Source organism: Cyclobacterium sp. L-R (assembly GCF_056859355.1).
Map to the genome: position 1 here is coordinate 19,527 of NZ_JBSXOH010000099.1, position 19,396 is coordinate 38,922.

At 38.1% G+C, this 19,396-nt stretch carries 17 protein-coding genes; 13 read left to right on the forward strand and 4 right to left on the reverse strand.

Annotated elements, in window-relative coordinates:
- The first annotated feature begins 335 nt into the window (after positions 1 to 335).
- On the forward strand, positions 336 to 2,840 hold the full coding sequence (locus AC13EX_RS23850; protein WP_482894584.1) for an SGNH/GDSL hydrolase family protein: 2,505 nt from the start codon (positions 336 to 338) through the stop codon (positions 2,838 to 2,840).
- A gap of 152 nt (positions 2,841 to 2,992) precedes the next feature.
- Here AC13EX_RS23850 and AC13EX_RS23855 read toward each other — a convergent pair whose 3' ends face one another.
- From AC13EX_RS23855 to tnpB, 3 genes are all read right to left on the reverse strand, one after another.
- Entirely contained in the window at positions 2,993 to 4,693 is a 1,701-nt protein-coding gene (locus AC13EX_RS23855) for a right-handed parallel beta-helix repeat-containing protein (protein ID WP_482894585.1), read from the reverse strand.
- A 90-nt stretch (positions 4,694 to 4,783) separates the two neighbouring features.
- On the reverse strand, positions 4,784 to 5,086 hold the full coding sequence (locus tag AC13EX_RS23860; protein WP_482894586.1) for a hypothetical protein: 303 nt from the start codon (positions 5,084 to 5,086) through the stop codon (positions 4,784 to 4,786).
- A gap of 138 nt (positions 5,087 to 5,224) precedes the next feature.
- A complete protein-coding gene (gene tnpB, locus AC13EX_RS23865; protein ID WP_482894619.1) occupies positions 5,225 to 5,488 on the reverse strand; it encodes an IS66 family insertion sequence element accessory protein TnpB in 264 nt (87 codons plus the stop codon).
- A gap of 658 nt (positions 5,489 to 6,146) precedes the next feature.
- Between tnpB and AC13EX_RS23870 the strand changes: the two genes are divergently transcribed.
- From AC13EX_RS23870 to AC13EX_RS23890, 5 genes are all read left to right on the forward strand, one after another.
- A complete protein-coding gene (locus tag AC13EX_RS23870; RefSeq protein WP_482894587.1) occupies positions 6,147 to 7,343 on the forward strand; it encodes a hypothetical protein in 1,197 nt (398 codons plus the stop codon).
- A gap of 238 nt (positions 7,344 to 7,581) precedes the next feature.
- Positions 7,582 to 7,887 carry an EthD family reductase gene (locus AC13EX_RS23875; protein ID WP_482894588.1) on the forward strand — a complete coding sequence of 102 codons (306 nt, stop codon included), beginning with the start codon at positions 7,582 to 7,584 and terminating at the stop codon, positions 7,885 to 7,887.
- A gap of 240 nt (positions 7,888 to 8,127) precedes the next feature.
- The gene (gene map / locus AC13EX_RS23880) at positions 8,128 to 8,892 is read left to right on the forward strand and encodes a type I methionyl aminopeptidase (RefSeq protein WP_482894589.1); all 765 of its coding nucleotides are present in this window, start codon (positions 8,128 to 8,130) and stop codon (positions 8,890 to 8,892) included.
- Positions 8,893 to 9,272: 380 nt separating this feature from the next.
- Positions 9,273 to 9,659: a hypothetical protein gene (locus AC13EX_RS23885; RefSeq protein ID WP_482894590.1), complete on the forward strand. Its 387-nt coding sequence runs from the start codon at positions 9,273 to 9,275 to the stop codon at positions 9,657 to 9,659.
- Positions 9,660 to 9,750: 91 nt separating this feature from the next.
- Positions 9,751 to 10,881: a serine hydrolase domain-containing protein gene (locus tag AC13EX_RS23890; RefSeq protein WP_482894591.1), complete on the forward strand. Its 1,131-nt coding sequence runs from the start codon at positions 9,751 to 9,753 to the stop codon at positions 10,879 to 10,881.
- A 30-nt stretch (positions 10,882 to 10,911) separates the two neighbouring features.
- Here the strand turns inward: AC13EX_RS23890 and AC13EX_RS23895 are convergent, their stop codons facing one another.
- A complete protein-coding gene (locus AC13EX_RS23895) occupies positions 10,912 to 11,973 on the reverse strand; it encodes a BF3164 family lipoprotein (RefSeq protein WP_482894592.1) in 1,062 nt (353 codons plus the stop codon).
- 72 nt (positions 11,974 to 12,045) lie between these two features.
- On the opposite strand from AC13EX_RS23895, the gene AC13EX_RS23900 reads away from it, so the two are divergent.
- The 7 genes from AC13EX_RS23900 to AC13EX_RS23930 all read left to right on the forward strand — a co-directional run bounded on the left by AC13EX_RS23900 (position 12,046) and on the right by AC13EX_RS23930 (position 19,312).
- Positions 12,046 to 12,633, forward strand: coding sequence for a TetR/AcrR family transcriptional regulator (locus AC13EX_RS23900; RefSeq protein ID WP_482894593.1), 588 nt, complete (start codon positions 12,046 to 12,048; stop codon positions 12,631 to 12,633).
- Positions 12,634 to 12,689: 56 nt separating this feature from the next.
- Positions 12,690 to 13,556, forward strand: a complete 867-nt coding sequence (locus AC13EX_RS23905) for an SDR family oxidoreductase (RefSeq protein WP_482894594.1) — start codon at positions 12,690 to 12,692, stop codon at positions 13,554 to 13,556.
- 608 nt (positions 13,557 to 14,164) lie between these two features.
- Positions 14,165 to 15,037 (forward strand): polysaccharide deacetylase family protein, encoded by an 873-nt coding sequence (locus AC13EX_RS23910; protein ID WP_482894595.1) that lies wholly within the window; start codon positions 14,165 to 14,167, stop codon positions 15,035 to 15,037.
- Between the two features lie 44 nt (positions 15,038 to 15,081).
- On the forward strand, positions 15,082 to 15,510 hold the full coding sequence (locus AC13EX_RS23915) for a DUF3995 domain-containing protein (RefSeq protein WP_482894596.1): 429 nt from the start codon (positions 15,082 to 15,084) through the stop codon (positions 15,508 to 15,510).
- A 632-nt stretch (positions 15,511 to 16,142) separates the two neighbouring features.
- Positions 16,143 to 17,771: a long-chain fatty acid--CoA ligase gene (locus tag AC13EX_RS23920; RefSeq protein WP_482894597.1), complete on the forward strand. Its 1,629-nt coding sequence runs from the start codon at positions 16,143 to 16,145 to the stop codon at positions 17,769 to 17,771.
- 217 nt (positions 17,772 to 17,988) lie between these two features.
- On the forward strand, positions 17,989 to 18,333 hold the full coding sequence (locus AC13EX_RS23925) for a TfoX/Sxy family protein (protein ID WP_482894598.1): 345 nt from the start codon (positions 17,989 to 17,991) through the stop codon (positions 18,331 to 18,333).
- 109 nt (positions 18,334 to 18,442) lie between these two features.
- Positions 18,443 to 19,312, forward strand: a complete 870-nt coding sequence (locus tag AC13EX_RS23930; protein ID WP_482894599.1) for a DUF2911 domain-containing protein — start codon at positions 18,443 to 18,445, stop codon at positions 19,310 to 19,312.
- The last annotated feature ends 84 nt before the right edge of the window (positions 19,313 to 19,396 follow it).

The following is a 19,396-nucleotide window of genomic DNA, read 5'->3' on the forward strand; positions in this document are numbered from 1 at the left end:
TTCAAAACACTAATAATAAATTGGCTACCCTATAAAGATAAGGTGCTTTTGTTGCAAAGAATAGAATTTGAATGAGAATCCTAGATTTTACCGAAGGTACTTTGTGTTTTTTGATCTTCCAGACCTGCTTCTGTTTCTTTGCCATAGTCTTTTTTGTATATTTTGGTTTATTTATTGTAAATCGGTTTTTATTTGTACTTTTATTGCTTTTAATACAATAATATATTGAAGAAAATTCTTTGACAGCAATCTTTTGTGTGATTTGTTGCTGGCGAGAATGGTGAAGTAGAGGGGCCCTAAACTGAGATTTAAAAAGTACCTTATAAAAGCTACAAATGAAGAATACACTGAAGATTACAATACTGATGCTATGCCTTAGTCTAAGCGCCTTGACCATTAAAGATGGAAAACCCTCGTCTTCAGGAAGTACAGAAGAGGCACCCAATCTACTTTTGAATTCATCTTTTGAGTTCCATTCTTTTATGAGTCACAGAACAGGAAAGGCTTCAGATTTTCAATCTCATAATGTAGCTTTCTGGAACACTGAGGCATGGGGTGATATTGAAGTTATGCGCGAATCACATGTCTCCAAACCCATAAGACCTGATTTTTCAACCCATAATCTGGTAGCGATAAGCCCTGGTAAAAAGATATGGCAATTTTTCACACTTCCCGAGGCAGGTCTGGCCTATGGGGATGAATTGAGTTTATCCGTCCATGGATATCAAAAAGAGGCAAATCAGCTTAAATCTGCGATTAAAGTGATGAAAGCAGATAGTGAAGATGGTGAGTGGAGTCCTAAGGACTTTGGAATGAGAGACAGCCGTAGTTTCCCGAAACATGCAAGGGGTGAGCTGGTTGTGGCCAAAGAATATAGCGCCTCAATGGAGAAGTCCGGAACCATTAAGGTCTTGGTAGAGAATGCCACGATCATTGGAAAAGCAAGCGTTGGCAATATATCAGGTTCAAAAGACATCAATACATTTGGAATTCAGGTTGAATTTGAGAATTTAAGCTCCTCCGATACGGTCTGGATTTATGCTCCAAAGCTCAGCGTTAAAGAGGCTTATAGAAATAGCCTCCATCCTTCAAGGGAGATGACGCCAAACTACAGGCACATTCCAAGAACAATTCAAAAGTTATGGAAAGGAGAAGCCATTCATGTTATTGTAATGGGCTCAAGTATTGACCGGGGAAGTGCCAATCCACCCATGTACATGTACGACGAAGACCCGAGCTCTGCTACCTACAAACAGCCTCTTTCAGAAGGTCTTTTTGATCCAGAAAAAGCTGGTCGAGAGGATCTTGATGGCTATTATGGAGAGTGGAGGCATTATTACAGTTATGCTGGAAGGCTAAAGCTTGAGCTAATGAGAAAATTCAACCTTAGTGCCGATAAAATATGCCTTAATTTTATGGCTGCTGATGGATCAAGTATCGGTGAATCACACTCAGGATTACAGCAGTATTTTTCATTGTCAATACCTCCCAATCCTAATTTAAATGGCCATAAGGAAGGGGAAAGCTGGGAAGATTTATATCCCGGTCTTTTTAACCGCAGCGAAGGTGCAAGACCTGATCTTGTGATATTTGGCAGTGGTGCCAATGAGAAAACGGATACACCAGATGAAGTAGCTGTTTTTGAGGGGGCAATACGATGGATTCAACAAAATTATCCCAATACGGAATTCTTGTTTAGCCCTTATCAGAATCAGGGTAAATATACGCCAAATACAGTAGACCTTCAGGCGCTATCTCTAAGATACCAGATCCCATATATGGATTATCCAAAAATAGCTGATGATCTTACAGGCTTGGGAAACAAGTATTCCCTGGTACCATCGGATGGACATCCACAAGCAGCAGCTCATTATCTCTGGTTCAAACAAGTGGAGAAAGCTTTTGAGTGCTGGAATCCGATTTTCGCAGGACAAGCTCAGCTTCAATTGCCTGAAAGGCTTCATACGAATACTTACGGTTGGGAAGGAAATATGGTAACGTTTGATTCCACTAGCTCAAGAATAAAGACCAATAGATTCATATTTGAAGACAATGCAATCAATAGCTGGGGCAAAACCGACAGTGAGCCTCCAGTACCTTATGTTGATGGGGTAAAGTTTGAATCAAGAAGGTCAAGTCCATCATACAACCTACGCAATTCAATGTTCCGACACGGGCGAACCAGTTTAGGGGACAGGCATATTCTTGAAATAGCAGGAGAGAATGCCAAATTAACTTACGTAGATTCCAAAGTAAACCCAAATAGACGCTTTTTTCCTGTATCAAATCCAAACTGGAACTTATCGGGCCAAACAATAGAGCCGTTTCATTCAGAATGGGGAGCGCCATACGGCACAGAGAAAATCACGCTTAAGCCTGGGGAATACATTGAAATTGAAGTTGTTTGTACTGATCTTTCAGTAGCTTGGGTAGATGATCCTGATGCAGGGACGCTTGACATCTTCGTTGATGACCAGCTTATGAAGTCTCAATCTTGTAATATAGGTTTCATCGATACCGACAAAAAGGTTAATTACCTGGAAAACCGCAAGGGCATATTGAATTTGGGTTTTGGCCTGCATAAGGTCCGGTTACAGGCAAAAGATGCGGATGTAGCTGTTTTAAGTGTTTTTACCTATGATTCCCGTTCAAATCTCAATTCAGAGCGAAGGCTTACAGGATTGGCTGTTGGTGGAGAAACACTGGAATTTACGCGACCTTTTAAAACCAGACCATTGGTAATATGTTCTGGGGATTTATCTGTGGATACTAAGGACATTTCAAATACGGGAGTCAAGTTTTCTGGTACAAATGGAAGTTATATTATAATCGGGGAATAACAAATATAGCTTCGCCATTTGTAATTGATTGTGCTGAGTAAGGTTTAATCAAAAAGAGTGCAATAGACAATCTATTGCACTCTTTTTGGGTAAAGCGACTGATAATTGGTCTCAGCTATAGACTACATGCAACCAATTTATCCAGGGCTAATCTATTTCTCCCAGGCAGACCAGCCTTCATCATGGGCCAAATAGGCACGTCTACCGAATTCCAGAGGGGCAGCTCCTACCTCAAAAGCACCCAAGTCTGGAGCATCCCCTTTGAAATCGTCATTGAATCCCGGGATTTCGATGCCACCATCAATCAATGGGTTACGAATTTGCACAACAGGATCTGTAATGTTTCTTTGGACATCGCCGAACTGATAGGGCTTCCTTCCCCAGACTATAGAATTGATCCTGGATCGAGGGAAATATTCCAGGGAATACGAAGTCCTGTAGAGTCTGGTGGCAGATGGTGTGGTACCGAATTTTATGCCATTTTTCTCCTTGGCCACACCCGATGATAGACCTGAAAAATAATCGTAGTCGTAATCGCTATTGTCAACTGTTTCACGATCAGCTGCCAGTCTTCCTGGAACATCAAAGATATTGTTCCTTGTGACTGTATTGGAAATACCATGACCAGAGAAAGCATGGGAAGCACCCATCGGTTGCACTATCGTATTGTGAAATACATATCTCCTACCTCCGGCAAACGGTTCTCGCTCTCCAGTTTTGATAAAGGATCCTCCACTGGGGTTACGATGGCCTATCCTGCTTTCTCCTACTATATTTTTATAAATATATATCGGGCCTTTCGTAGTAGAAGCGGTAGCTATACCATTGAAGAACTTATGGGCATAATTGCCAAATACCCGAACGTTCATATTGGCTCCTTCGACTTCGATGGCATCATCCCAAACACTACGGATCAGATTGCCATAAATATCCGAGTCCCGGTTCATATTGCCCACATTGGAATAATTTGCGCCACCACCGATAGCATCATTGAACCCATGATCTTCAGTGGAAAGAATATCGTTATACCGTATTACATTCCCTCCTAAGCTTTGGCTAATAGTGATACCTTGAGGTCCTGATGGATGACCTGTTTCCCAATCATTTGATGCACCTCTGGGGTCTTCAATCAAGTTTCTTTGGATGGTCAAATTCCATGTGCCACTTTCTGCTTTAATACCACTATCCGTGCTTCCTTCTAGATTTCCGTAAGTGATGGGGCCGCCTATTCTTCCCCAAAAAGTGATGTAACATTGTTCGATGACAATGTCATGTCTGTTTTCCTTTATACGAATACCATCTACTCTCGCATTACGTATTTCTATTCCCCGGACGATTACATAGTCAGCATCAATTTTTATTCCCTCATTGCCAACATTGCCCATATTGATCACTGAACTGGTATTTTCAGGTACTGTGATTAGATGGTAGCCATCTGCCGTTCCCGATTCTGTGATAATGATGGGGTCAGTTGATTCGCCCTCCGGCAGGTAGGTTGTCTTTCCAATTAGAAATTGATCGTTTCGAGTTGTGAAATTCATGACTGTTTTGTCCTGATCACTCGATAGTTCTACTTGATACTCAGTATTAGGCTCAAGACCGACAATACTTCCCCGATATTGGCCGTCTCTATCATCATACACCAGGTTAAGTCCCTGCGTCCAATCTGAATCCGATGCTTTTTTATATTTTACAGTGCAAATTCCAGACTCAGGTGTTGTCCAATACAGGCCAGTACATTCATAGGTAGATACTGCATAAGGATTGGTAGTATTCTCATCTGGAATTTGGCTATAGCCATCATGCCAAAATAATAGGGCAGAGAATACAAGGATCAAGTTTAAAGGTCTCATGAAAATTTTCAAGTAAATATAAATCAATTATGTATAGTTTTTAATCCATTCTTCCGAATCCGCCTTATAAGCTATGCGATTGATTAAAATTTAGTATTGTTCATAAACCCCAAGGTCCGGAGCAGTTCCATTGAATGGGAATCCAATATCAGATCCAACATTCACAAGTCCTGACCCAGCTTTCAATCGCAGGAAATCCGGTGAGCTAGGATCCAAACTTACAAAATCACTGGCAGAAACCGTATAATCTGACAAATCCCAACTGTTATGGTGATGTAATCCACTCCGATAACTCGGGACTTTATTGCTAAATTCAATATTATTAACCGTAGTCGTCGTTTTGCCAAGGGTATAACCCGAGTTGTTGTTGTAAGAGACGTTGTTATAAAACAAAACATCTACAATTCATGCTCTTATAACTCTTTATAGTCTATTATCCTGTTATGAAAACAGGTGTAAATTTGGTTATGAACATTTTAATCCACTTTTTATCAAATAAAAAAGCACTTTTTTCTCCACTTTTTTAAGGGGTTATTCCGTTCTCTGAATAGAATTGGTTTTACTGTAAAAGCAGAACCAGTTGAACGCTTGACATTGCGTCTCCCTCAAGCCTAGATTGTTCAAAATGCCCTGTCCCGGCTTTTTGATGTTCAGGGTAAAACCATCCCCGTTCCACCTCAAAGTCCAGACTTGGTTGGACCGCTTGCCTATGAACATGAAGACGTCCTTATTCATCGGATCGGAGCCAGGTTCATTCTGAAATAGCTCTGAAAGTGTATTGATACCAAAACGTATGTCGGTTTGCTAGGCATAATTAAAGTAGTGGCAGTAAGTAAAAAGAATCAATATTCCACTACCTGAGCAGAACTCCAAGGTATTCAGTGGAACAGTTTTTATAAAGTTCTAGGCTTACACCTAGAGAATAAAGAATATACCCCAATATGCGGCCACGTCCAAAAGAGGACCCGGTTTCAACAACGGAAAACCGTTTCCTGCTGAAGGTGCTTCTATTCAGGTGCTGGATTTTTTTGCCGATAGTAAAACATGGTAGAAACTAGGCCCATGGAAGCCGTAAATTCATACTTGCTCTTACCCTATTCGGACCTTTCCTGACATATCTTTTCATTTCTTTCTAGCAATGTCTTTTCATAACACAAGTTTAACCCTATTTGAAATTTCTGGAAGATGTGGTTTATCGGACGGATACAATGTTTTACCCAAAGATGAGAATTAAGTAAGGCAAAACATTAACATTTACTTTTACCTGTTTAATGCTTTCGTTGTCTGCCCACTATTATAAAGCCCTCCGTTTTTTTATGTATTTTGCTGGAGATTGTAATAGCTTGTTGAGAAATAATATTTCAACCGTTGACTTTCAACTAAAGAATGGAGAAGGAAGTACTTGTGATCTTTTTGCATCAGTTGCACACGTTTCACTACATATTATAAAATCATGAAACCAAGAAAATATTTATTACTTCTTTTGTTTATAGCGACCACCATTACCGCCTTTTCACAGACCAATCCGATAGGTGTTCGCTTTGATTCTACTACCCTTGTTCGCAAGGGAAATTTTGGTGACAACTGGTGCCAAACCTGGGCCATTGATGACAATGTATATACAATTTTGGACGATGGAAATGGATGGTGGGGGAGTTCAGAGAAATTGAACAGCTTAGCAGATTGGGAAGGATCTATGTTCTTACAAATTTCGGGGGATCAAAATTTTACCGAAAAGAACGTAAAAAAAATGCCTGGATGGCCGGTTAGTTTAGTTGATTCACCATTGTATGGGTACGGCACCTTAGCCGTAGATAGTACTATCTATATGTGGCTATGGAGAAGTGAAACAGATACCTGGTACCGAAGGGCCACCGCCAATAGGCTTTTGTATACGAAAGATTTTGGCAAAACGGTTTACCGTTGGGATGGAACCTTAGAGAACTATAAGTCCTTTCAAGAATTAGACTCAACCGCATTTTTCTTCCATAAGGAAAACCCACGCCCTAAAGAGGGGAAAGAGGCCTATGCCTTTAACTGGATTGCCTTTTTGCAAAATGGGAAAGCCAACTCAGCGGCCAAGGATGAGTTTATTTATATGTACTCTCCCGAACAGCATAATCCTCGTAATCTGGCTTTGGCTAGGGTTCATAAGAATAAAATTTTAGAAAAATCAGCTTATGAATATTTTCAGGGGATCAATAACAATCAAGCTATATGGACCTCAGACATGCGTCGGAGAGGTGCTACAATACAGTATCCTGAGGCAGGTGAAGGTGAGCAATGGATGTGGGCCAGTTGGTTCCCAAGCGTCGTATACAATGCTGGCCTGGATTTATATATTATGACCAGTTATGGGATAAAGGATCCAAGTAAGGATTTCTGGGATGGTTGGTGCAGGGACTGTCCACTACCAGGTAGCATTGGATTTTGGTATTCTGAAAACCCCTGGGGGCCCTGGAAGCAGTTTTATTATAAAGATGCCTTTTATCCCGACAACAAGGAAAACCGTACTTATGGCATGAAGTTAAGTCCAAAATGGATCAGTAAAGATGGTAAAAAGATGGTTTTGATCTGGTCTGATGCCGGAAATAACCACAGTACCTATTACAAATGGAATCAAATGGAAATCGAAATAGTAACTGACTGATAGAAATAAATGAAATCAATAAAAGGTTAGTAATTATCGGTTGTTTGAAAAAGGTTTAAGTAGTTCAAGAATGGAAGTTTGGGAATTGTTTGCAATTTACTCGTGTTCTAATAACCACTAAATTAAATTTTCTTATCTTGAAGAGAATATTTTCCCAAATCATGTTCTTGGATGTTTTTTTTTCTAAGGAATCATTGAGGAATAGAATTATAGAAAATAACCACAGTAAAAATAAATCATGGTAAAATTAGTTGTAATGTATGGACACCCAGAAGATCCTGCAGCCTTTGAGACTTACTATTCTGAAACTCACCTTCCCATCGCCGCTAAAATTAAGGGTTTAAGTCGTGTTGAGTTTACTAAATTCATTGGAACACCAGATGGAGGAAAACCTTCTCAGTATAGAATGGCAGAATTGTATTTCGACTCTATAGAAGAATTAAAAAAGCAAATGGCTACCGCTGAAGGGCAAGCTGCTGTAAATGATATTCCTAATTTCGCCACAGGTGGTGTGGATGTGATGATAGGAGAGGTTTCAAGTTAATAGCAATTATAACCTCCAGTTGCTGTCGATGAGATAATTTGCATTAACCGCGATCAACAAAGGTTTAATAAGCTGATTCGCAATTGGAATTTCAATCCATATTCAATTGTTTAACCTTTGAATATGGGTTTGAATTTACTGTAAATATCCATTTGTCGGTTAAAAATTATAAATTAGTTAAGAGGTGGAGATTACCTTTTCTATCTTTTATACAGGTCATTAACCTTTTTAAAACAAAGCATGTCGATTACAAAAGAATCCGATTTAGAGGGGATGAAAAGTGTCAGTGAGGTTGTAGGTACAACCCTGAAATTGATGAGAGAATACGCCAAAATTGGTATGTCAACCAAGGAACTGGATGAATATGGAGGTGAAATTCTAAAAGGCTTTGGGGCAAAATCAGCTCCTTATGAAACATATGGTTTTCCTGGGTATACTTGCATTAGTGTAAATGAAGTAGCTGCGCATGGCATTCCATCCAAGTATAAAATTCTTAATGAGGGAGATTTAATTAATATAGATGTTTCGGCCGAATTGAATGGGTTTTGGTCTGATAATGGAGGCTCATTTATTATTGGAAAGGACATTAATAAGCTCCAACCACTTGTAGATGCTTCAAAAAATATTTTACGCAAAGCCATTGGTAATATTAAAGGAGGTGTGAAAATAGCAGATATTGGGGGCTTGATTGAAACAGAAGCAAAAAAACATGGGTTCAAGGTAATCAAGAATTTAGCAGGACATGGTGTTGGAAGGAGCTTACATGAAAAACCTGAGGATATTTTAAACTATCGGGTCAGAAGCAATAGAGAAAGGTTCAAGAAAAACACTACTGTGGCGATTGAAACTTTTATTTCAACCAGCTCAAATATTGCTGTGGAGTTGCAGGATGGGTGGACTTTGGTGGGGAACAAAGGTGGATATGTTACCCAACACGAACAAACAATTTTAGTCACAGATGATGCGCCTGTTATTTTAACAAAATCAAACCAGCTTTGGAGCTAAATTCATTGGCAATTGGCCAATGGATGGGAGGTTTTGAGCCCAATTCACTTGGAACATACTTTCCATAGTTTCAAATACAAGAGTTGTTAAACCCGGATTATGTAATAGAATGTCTATTGCATATTTCGGGTTAAAGTTCCTGATGTGTGGTGCTCAACATTTCAATTTGGGTTGATGTCTTTTTCAATTACCCTTTACACTGAGGTCAAAAGACAGAAATGTTTTTGTTAAACATAGTCATTAAAGGATTTGTCAATTGTTTAGTACTAATAGTATTGTGGTGAGTAGGTTACTGGGTTTTTTAATGTTGAAAAATTAAGCTACTCAGAATTAAAGGGTTAAAAGTAAAACATTTTGTAAGGAATTGAAAATTTAGAAATATGAAGAAGAAAACAGCTTTGGTGATAATGTTTGGCCTTCTTGGAGTGATTTTGGTATTTCACTTTTTGGTATTTTTTCAATTTATTCCCTACGATATCGTTTGGGCTGGAAAACTCAACTCTGTGGAGGAGATGAAAACTTTTGAAACCTTCTCAATCCTGTTGAATATATTTCTAATGACCATACTATTTATAAAATACAAACTGATTGAAAGGGAAAAAGAGAATAAAATAATAAATGCACTCATTTGGGTTTTTGCGGCTTTTTTTGGCCTTAATACCATTGGGAATCTTTTTTCGGAAAGCCTATTAGAGTTAATTCTTGGAACGCTTTTGACTTTGGTATCAACAATTCTATGCATTATCATTGTTAAAAAGGATCGCTAAATGGCTATTTGAATTGAGTGCTATTGTCGTTTGTATTGAAGTGAAAAGCGCATAACAATCCTTCTATTGGAAGTCATAAACTCAGGAATTAATGAATAAGTACCTACAAATTCTAATCTTATTAGTAGTCGTTTATGCCTGTGGAAATCCTCCAACCAAGAAATCTAAAGTTCCGGTTGAAGAAGTAGAAACATTGACTGAAGCGCAGTATGAATTGATTTTTGACAAGGTAAAGGCATTGCCAAATCAAGCAGAGGTTGCCATAGCCATTATTGAAAATGGGAAGGTTAATTTTGTCGGGGTTAAACGGGTACAGGATTCAACGGTGCTTATTCAAAATCAAGACCGGGTTTTCGAAATAGGGTCCATAACAAAGGTCTTTACAGGCACCTTGTTAGCCAATTATCTGGTGGAGGAAGAGGTCAATTTGGAGGATCAAATTGACGACTATTTAAATTATTCATTGAAGGATAATGTTAAAATTACCCTTAAGCAATTGGCGACCCATACCTCGGGGCTGCCCAGGGTTCCAGCAAGTTTAGAGGCGTTGAGTTTAGAAAACCCGTACCAGGATTTTGGGGAAAAGGAGCTTAAAACCTATCTGACCCAAGAATTGATCATGATGCATAAACCTGGGGAGGTTTCTGACTACTCAAATCTTGGCGTTGGAATGCTTGGTTATTTGCTAAGCAATAAAGCGCAGATGACTTACGAAGAGATGCTTCAAAAGGAAATTTTTTCTAAATATGGGATGAATACGTCAACTACACTAAGGAGCCAGGTGGAGGATAAATTGGTTAAGGGGCTTAATGATGAAGGGGAAGAGGTGTCCAATTGGGACATGGCTGTGCTGATGGGGGCCGGTGGAATTTTATCCTCGGTAAATGATTTGTCAAAGTTTGCCTTGGCACAATTTGACAGTTCAAACCAAGCTTTGGTTCTTTCGCGAACGGCATTTTTTAAAGTAAGCGAAAGTTATGCTATGGCTTTAGGTTGGAGTGTCATTCAAACAGAATCGGGAGAAGAATGGAATTGGCACAATGGGGGAACGGGAGGCTATACCTCTTCTATGATTATAGATGTGAAAGCAAAAAATGGGGTGGTCATCCTTTCTAATGTTTCGGGCGTTGAGGAATTGACCAATAATATCACAAGCTTGTCCCCAGAACTAATGAATACCATTGGCAAAGAAGAGCTTTCTGGGTTAAATAAAGGGAAATAGGTTGGTTACCCTTTTTAGCTGTTTTTTGTTTTACAACAACTCCTCTGGGATAGTATAAACCGCAATGCCAGGATCTTCGTCAGTAGTCAATCCATAAATTTCATTTGTATCTTCATTAATATCAAAATTGATGAGTGACCTATCCAACTTTAAATTCCAGAGGGGCTTTCCTTTGTGATCAAAAACCCATATTTGCTCAGCCATAACCGATGTTTTGTTGAATTCAGATAGGCTTACTCCCCCATACAATGCGAAAATATAGCTTTTAGTAACAACAGCATCTCTATAGCGAAAGTGAGGATTTGTTCCCAGGTATAAATCATTTCCAATTAGTTCAAATGCTGGCAATGCTAGATCTGGCCCATCTATGATGATAAAGGATTTGTCTCGGTTGTTAAAAACCTCAAGCCTATCCCTGTATAGTCCCACTCTAATAAAAAGTCCTTCATCAGCATTTCCTTTAAAAAAACTACCGTTTAATTCTGCCAGTTGATGAGCATTCAGGTCAGGTCTACCCTTTACCTTTTCCCAAGCTCCATATCCTCCGATTTTATTACCTTCTTTATCAAATTCCAGAATTCGATTTTCACTCACTCTTGATATTCCCAGGAAACTACTGTCAGTAGCCTGAGTGAAAAACCGAAGACCCATCATTGGCTCAGTCATTTTCCATTCACTTTTCCCAAGAAGTGTAGCGTCTGACATCGAATATTCGACTATTTTCCTCCTATTCATCGAATAGGTCCAGAAAGTATCAGCATTTTCTCCTTTATAAAACAAGCTAGCATCAATCAATTCTAAAGGACCTTCACCATGTTTCCCCTTTGGTTTATCATAAGTCCAATCTTTGGAATTGATAATATGGATTCGGGGATTTTCCTCAGGAACTCTCCATGCTTCAGAGATCAGAATTTTGTCATCAACTAATCCGATTTTAGAAGGATTGATGATTTCCTCGAAATAATACTTTTGTGAAGTAATGGGAATTACTTTGAAATCCTTCACTTGGATAATTCTGTAGGAAAGGTCCTCTGATGCTGTCTCACAAGAACTTAATACAAATAGAAATAGGATTATTATATTTCTGTTCATTCCTAAATATACAGTTTTTAATTTTATTTCAATAAAATGATCGGGTGATTTAAATAAAAACGGGTAAGCAATTTGGAACATTCATTCCAAATTGCTTACATTTGTACAGTGAATAAAAAAGAGGTCATATTGTCATCGGCGTTAAAGCTACTTACTGAAAAAGGGGTTCACAATACACCAATGTCGGCAATTGCCAAAGCGGCAGGGACTGGGATGGGCACGATTTATAACTATTTCCCTAACAAAGAAATTTTAATAAATGAGATATATGTGAAGATCAAAGGGGAGGAGAAGTCAGTATTTGCTCCCTTTGTATCAGGTCAGCCAATTAAAACACAATTTGAAAATTACCTAACGGCGATCATTCATTTTTTTGTGGAACACCCTATTTATTTTAAATTTATGGAACAACTTCATGCTTCTCCTATCATAAGTTTGGAGAGTAAAGTGAAGGGAGAGAATTCCTATGAAGAAGTTTATAAATTGGTGGTTAAAGGGCAAAAAGAAAGGATCATAAAGCCTATTGAAATTGATGAGATCTTTATTTTTATAGGCGGGACAATTATGTCTTATCTAAGATGGTATTTTTCTCAATCTGGTATAAAAACTACTTCACTTAAAAATCAAATGGACATGGTCTGGGACGCCATAAAAGAATAAAAATTTTTTATCAAAAAAATGGAATGAATATTCATTCCAGTTAAACAATTGTAACAATGAAAAAGAACGTATTAATTACAGGAACTTCAACAGGAGTAGGATTAGATACTGCCATCTTATTCGCAGAACATGGTTTTAAGGTATATGCTACAATGAGAAATCTGGCGAAAGCAGATGCGCTAAAGGAAAGAGTGGAAAAAGGCAATTTGGATGTTGAGTTACTGCAGCTTGATGTTTCAGATTTGGATTCTATAGACCAAGCTGTAAAGTTTATCGTAAAAAAAGACGAGAAAATAGATGTGTTAATTAACAATGCAGGAGCAGGATTTGCCAAAACTTTGGAAGAGACTACCCAAGAAGAAATTGACTGGGTAACAGATGTTAATTACACAGGAGTGGTCAGAGTGACCAAAGCTGTGTTGCCTTATATGCGTGAGAAAAAGGCTGGTCATATCATTAACATAACCTCAGTGGGTGGTCTTGTGGGACAACCTTTTAATGAGCTGTATTGCGGGGCCAAGTTTGCGGTAGAAGGGTTTACGGAGGCGCTTGCTTCTTATGTTAGCGACCCTTTTAATATCAATTTTTCTCTAGTTGAGCCTGGAGGAATAGCAACCGAATTCATGAACAATGCAGTAGCCAAAACAGTCAATGAAAAAGGAGAAATGGCATCAGGTGTCTATGCGCCAATTTTTCAAAAATACATAGAGGGTGCGCAGAACAGAGCGATTAAAAAGGAAGGACCTTCTCTCTACCAGACAAGCGTAGAAGTGGCAGCTGTAATATTGAAGGTAGCTATTTCTGAAAATCCGCCTTTGCGCGTACGGACTTCTGAATGGGCAGAAAATTTGTGCCAATTAAAAACGCAAGCAGATCCTGATGGAGGTAAATTATTGCAACATGTAAAAGAATACTTTTTATAATATAATGACGTCATACAAGGACCACTCATGAAAAATTCTTTAAAAAAATCGTTGTCGTTGTGCTTTTGATATTTTTGCATCAGGTACAATTGTTTTTTTCTTTTCTCCAGAAAGTTATGCCAAAGCAGCCAACCTGGAAAAGAAAACAGTTGATGTAAATGGCTATCCTGTAAACTATTACGAGAACGAGGCTGGCAATAAATCGGATTTGGATTCATGGAATGGGAGGTGACCTAAGTAGTTTCTGCAAACTGCAAAGTTCTTATCCGAGGACTATCATTTGATTTTACCTGACTTAGCGGGGCATGAATAAAATGAAAGACTACAAGGGCTTGACTATTCAATAGATGGTCAAGCCTTTTTCTTAAAGTCCTTATTAGATGGAATTGGGGTTTAGCACTTCAACTTTATAGAGATATACTCATAGGGATTAAATAGACCAATAGAATATTCTTTAATAAATTGAATCAAAGCATACTTGAAATGGCCTAATTTTAATAAAATAATAAGAACTTAGCATGTAACTAAAATCATGGAATAAATTGAATTTGAAATACTTATTCTTACCCGGGTTTTTAATGATTTGTCAGTTGGCGAATTGTCAAAAAATGGTATCTATCACCATTGATGATGTTCCCAACACCCGCAGGTTCGAAAAAGATGGCTTCCAATCTGTTCTCATGCAGAAATTGGATTCCTTAGAAATACCCATTGCCATTTTCATTAACGAGGCACGTGTTTATAGTACAGAGTCCATAACCAGAAACTTTGGACTTCTAAACGATTGGGCCCAAAAGGAATACATAACCTTAGGCAATCATTCATTTAGCCATGCTCGGTATTCCATCACAGGAGTAGATGCCTATGCAAGTGAAATTATAAATGGGGAAGCCATCACTCGACAACTTGCTAAGAAATACAATAAAAGCCTTCAATACTTTAGGTTTCCATTCAATGATTTAGGCGAAGATTCTGTCCAACATGTGCAAGTAAGAAACTTCTTAAAAGATAATGGGTATACTATTACGCCCTATACAGTGGAGAGTGTGGACTGGATGTTCAATTTTGTCTATGAGGATTTCCTAGATAAAGGGGAGGTTGAAAAAGCGAAAGAGATCGGAGAGGAATATTTGAGGACAACTTTGGCTTATTTTGAATTTTTTGAAGACCTGGCTTTTAAGGACTATCAGCGTACTGTCAATCAAATATATTTATGCCACGACACTAAACTGAATGCAGATTATCTTCCTCAATTAATAAATGAGTTAAAAAAGAGAGGGTATGAATTCATAAGTCTGGGAGAGGCTTTGACAGATAAGGTTTACCAGCAAAAGGAAAATTATTATAAAAAATGGGGTGCTTCTTGGTTGTACAGGTGGCAGGCTACTCACGAAGTACAGGGAGGCAATATGAGAAAAGAACCTTCCACCGAAAGCATTACAACCCTTTATAATGAAATATTGGAGAGGAAAGACAAGTAATAGTTAAATTCGAAACCTTGTAGGGAGATTTAAATTAAAAAATCATGCATTCAATAGGCGCATTAGTGCTATTTGCTATTTTTACAGTTCTTGGGATTATTCATTTTTCCTGGGCTTTTGGAGGAACTTGGGGTTTAGAAAAAACCTTACCCACCAATGAAAGTGGTGAAAGGGTATTGAATCCAAAAAAAATTGACAGTGCAATTGTTGGGTTTGGTTTAACTTTTTTCGGCCTCTTTTATTTATTGAAATCAGGTTTTTTACTGCTCCCAATCCCTGTTTGGGTAATGACTTATGGGGGATGGATTATCCCTAGTATATTTATTTTCAGAGCCATTGGTGATTTTAAGTATGTGGGGTTTTTCAAAAAAATTAAAAACACCCCATTTGGAAAAGCAGATCTGAATTTTTTCTCTCCCCTCTGTTTATTTATTGGGCTATTAGGGATTCTGCTACAATTGATAAATCAATAATTATTTTAAAAGTATTCCGATCTCGCACAAAGTGATTGTGGCCTACAGGCAATACCGAGGTTAAGGCCTTTTGACAATCTCCTCTCTGAATTTGGATAGGGATGCTAATTAGATGCCGGAGTAGCCGGTTTAGGCTATTTTTTAACCATGTATCCACAAATCATTTTGTACCCTTCAAAAAATCAGTAGATTAGTAATGAAGATTTTAGGATGAATGTAGAGATGCATTTATTCTTAGGTTTGACTATTTAATGCAGGAAGCCTAAAATTGAATATAACCTTAACCCAAATAATTTTGAAAAGGAGTGGACTTATTGTTTGTTCGGACCATGTCTCTTGTAGTATTTGGCTCCTAAGGGTTTTTAATTGGAATGGATATTTTTTTAAAAGTCTTCCAGATATTACTCGAACCCTTCTAGGGTTATCATCAAAAAATAAAATAATCGCAATTAATTTCATTAGTGAAATCAGCCATTCAAACAGGTTTCATTTACCTAGTAATAACCTATTCTTAGCATTGTATAATGATGGAGAATAGGTTTTTTCTTTTAAGTAGGTTTCATAGGAAAGCTACTATAATCTTCAATAGTAAGTAGAATAATTAATAATATAAAAACCCAAAATATTAAAGAATGGAAGGCTTAATGATGAATTACCCACTCACGACAAATACTATTCTTGAGTATGGAAACAGTGTTTATCATCATAAAAAGATTATCAGTTATTTGCCTGATGGAACCCGTGAAGAGTACCTTTTTGGTGACATGTACAAGCGATGTAAAAAGCTAGCCAATGCCTTGACCAAGAAATTAGGCGTCACAAAAGGGGATATGGTAGGCACTTTTGCATGGAATCATGGTGTGCATGTAGAATTGTACTATGGGATATCTGGTGTAGGAGCGATATGCCATCCAATAAATATTCGCTTGTCAGACAATCAAACCGAGTATATAATCAATAATTCTGAAGACAAGGTAATATTCGTTGACGCTACGTTGGTCCATCTTTTAGAGAAGATAGCTCCTTTACTTGAAACGGTAGAATGCTATGTTCTATTAAATGCCCCTAAAGATTTCAAAACCACATTGCCTAATACCCTGCATTATGAAGATTTGTTAGCAGAACAATTCCATGATTTTGCATGGCCTGAAATCAATGAAAATGACGCTTGCTGTATTTGTTATACAAGTGGAACCACAGGTTTGCCAAAAGGAGTCTTGTATTCCCATAGATCCACCTACCTACATGCATCTGCCATTACGGCTCCAAACGCTTTTAACTTCAATAACCGAGACATTGTTTTACTGATTATTCCCCAATTTCATGTGATGGCCTGGGGTTTGCCCTATAGCTGTTTGTTGTCGGGCTCAGATATGGTTTTGCCCTCTTCAAATTTAAAGCCTGAGGGAATTATTCAAATACTCATAGATGAGAAAGTGAATAAAGCCAATGGTGTCCCGACCATTTGGTTGGGCGTGTACCATGCTTTGAAGATGAATCCGCCGAAAGAAAAGTTAGCGCTTGAAGAGTACCTGGTTGGTGGTTCTGCATTGACAAAAAGCCTTATTGAAGCCTTTGATAAAGACTTTGGGATAAAAGGGGTACAAGTCTGGGGGATGACCGAGACCTCTCCTTTGGCAACTGTCAGCCGACTTCAGCCAAAACATGACACTTTTTCCTACCAAGAAAAAGTTGCCGTTCGGGCCAATCAGGGTATTCCGCTTCCTGGGATTGAGTTAAGGGTTGTTGAAGAGGATGGCAAGGTTGCTCCTAATGATGGTAAATCCATAGGGGAGCTGCAAACTAGAGGAGCTTGGATCGTTAGCGCTTATTTTAAAACCAATAATCACGAAAACTTCACAAAAGATGGCTGGTTTAAAACTGGCGATGTAAGTACAATTGATGAAGATGGGTATATGGAGATTAAAGATAGGATCAAAGACCTTATTAAAAGTGGAGGGGAATGGATCTCCAGCGTGGCCCTGGAATCTGCAATAATGGCCCATCCTAAAATTAGAGAAGCAGCAGTTATAGGGATTCCAGACGATAAATGGGTAGAGGTGCCATTGGCTGCTATGGTTTTAATGGACAAGGAAGATGAGGTTTCGGAGGAAGAATTAATTGCGTTTTTATCAAGAGACTTTGTGAAATACCAGGTTCCTAAAAGGTTTGTTTTTATCAATGAAGTGCCAAAAACCAGCACTGGAAAGTTTGACAAAAAAGAAATCAGAAGGCTTTTTTCTGAAGGGAAACTTAGCTAAACCAGTAGTACAATTTTATCCTTGATGAAATTTCCTCGGGTTTATATAGAACCATTGTCCCCTTATCATCCTAGGTCAATTGATATTAAGGCAACTGCTTATTTGCTTAGCAATGATGGGTAGGTGTATTCTGTATAAGTTTGTTTATTAATGTTTTATGGGTCGTTTTTTCTGTGGTTGACTTAATTTTTACACTTGAATTTAGTACCTTTTAAAAATGGCATATGATGAACATTTAGGCGATCGAATTCGACAATTCCTACAAACAAAAAACATCTTTTTTATTGACAAGAAAATGATGGGAGGATTGGTTTTTATGGTCAAAGGTAAAATGTGTTGCGGCATCCATATTGATAAAAAATATGGAGACAGTCTTCTAATGGCGAAGATTGGACCAGAAGCTTACGAATCAGAGATAAAAAAAGAGGTTTGCCTACCAATGGATTTTACCGGTAGACCAATGAAAGGCTATATTTTCATAATTCCAGAAGGATTTGATAGGGATGCAGATTTAGAATATTGGATTGATAAAGCTTTGTCATTCAATAGTTCGATTAAATGATACCAAAATGGGAGAACATTGAAATGTTTGCTTTTCCCTATTTAAAATTAAGCTGTAAATAAACGCAGCCAAATATCCTTCTATTATTCATATACATTTAGATTTAAAAATGATGCGAAATATTATAATTGTGACAATACTGATTTTCGCAACCTTTCAAGTTAGAGGGCAAGGCGTAGCTTTTAACTTTCCCTCTTTTAGTCCCAAAGGGAGTATTTCTCAGATTGTGGGAAATACCTTGATTGCAATGGAATACGAAAGGCCTTCAGCCAGAAAGAGAGAAATTTTTGGAGGATTAGTCCCTTGGGGTAAAGTCTGGCGCACAGGAGCAGGAAATTGTACCAAAATACGATTTGACCATGAGGTTATGGTTGGAGGTCAAAAAGTGGCTGCTGGCAGTTACTCCATTTTTACCATTCCCAATCCAAAAGAATGGGTAGTAATAATCAATTCTGACACTACCCTTTATGGGACTTATGACTATGATTACCATAAAGATGCAGCCCGATTTGTAGTGGTTCCTTCCGTAACAAGTCGTTTTTATGAGACTTTAAATTTCGATATTGAATTGCAACAGCACGATGCCCGGGTTTACTTATCTTGGGCCAATACTGAGGTCAATTTTCCTATTGAAACAACGACAAATGGGATTATTCAACAATTTATAGAAGAGGAATTACTGACCGGTAAAAATACTGTGGCGGATAATTATGCTGGTGCAGCGGCTTATTTGGCTTTTAGGGAGGTTGATTTGAAAACAGCACTGAAATTGGCAGATATAGCAAAAGAGCTGGATAGGGACAGTGAATGGACTAGTGGCATAAAGATAGGTATCTATGAAAAGTTAATGCTTTATGAAGATGCACTTGAAGAGATAAAGTATGCACTCGATGTTCTGAAAACTAAGCAAAATAGGCTCAATGAAATAAGTAAAATGAAAAGTGAGTATTTAAGGATAGAGAAATTAAGAGACAAATAGTCACAACAAACTTGAGTATCATGGAGTGACTAATTTTTGTATTAGTATACAAAAAGCAAAATATTCAGCTTCTGCATAAGATTG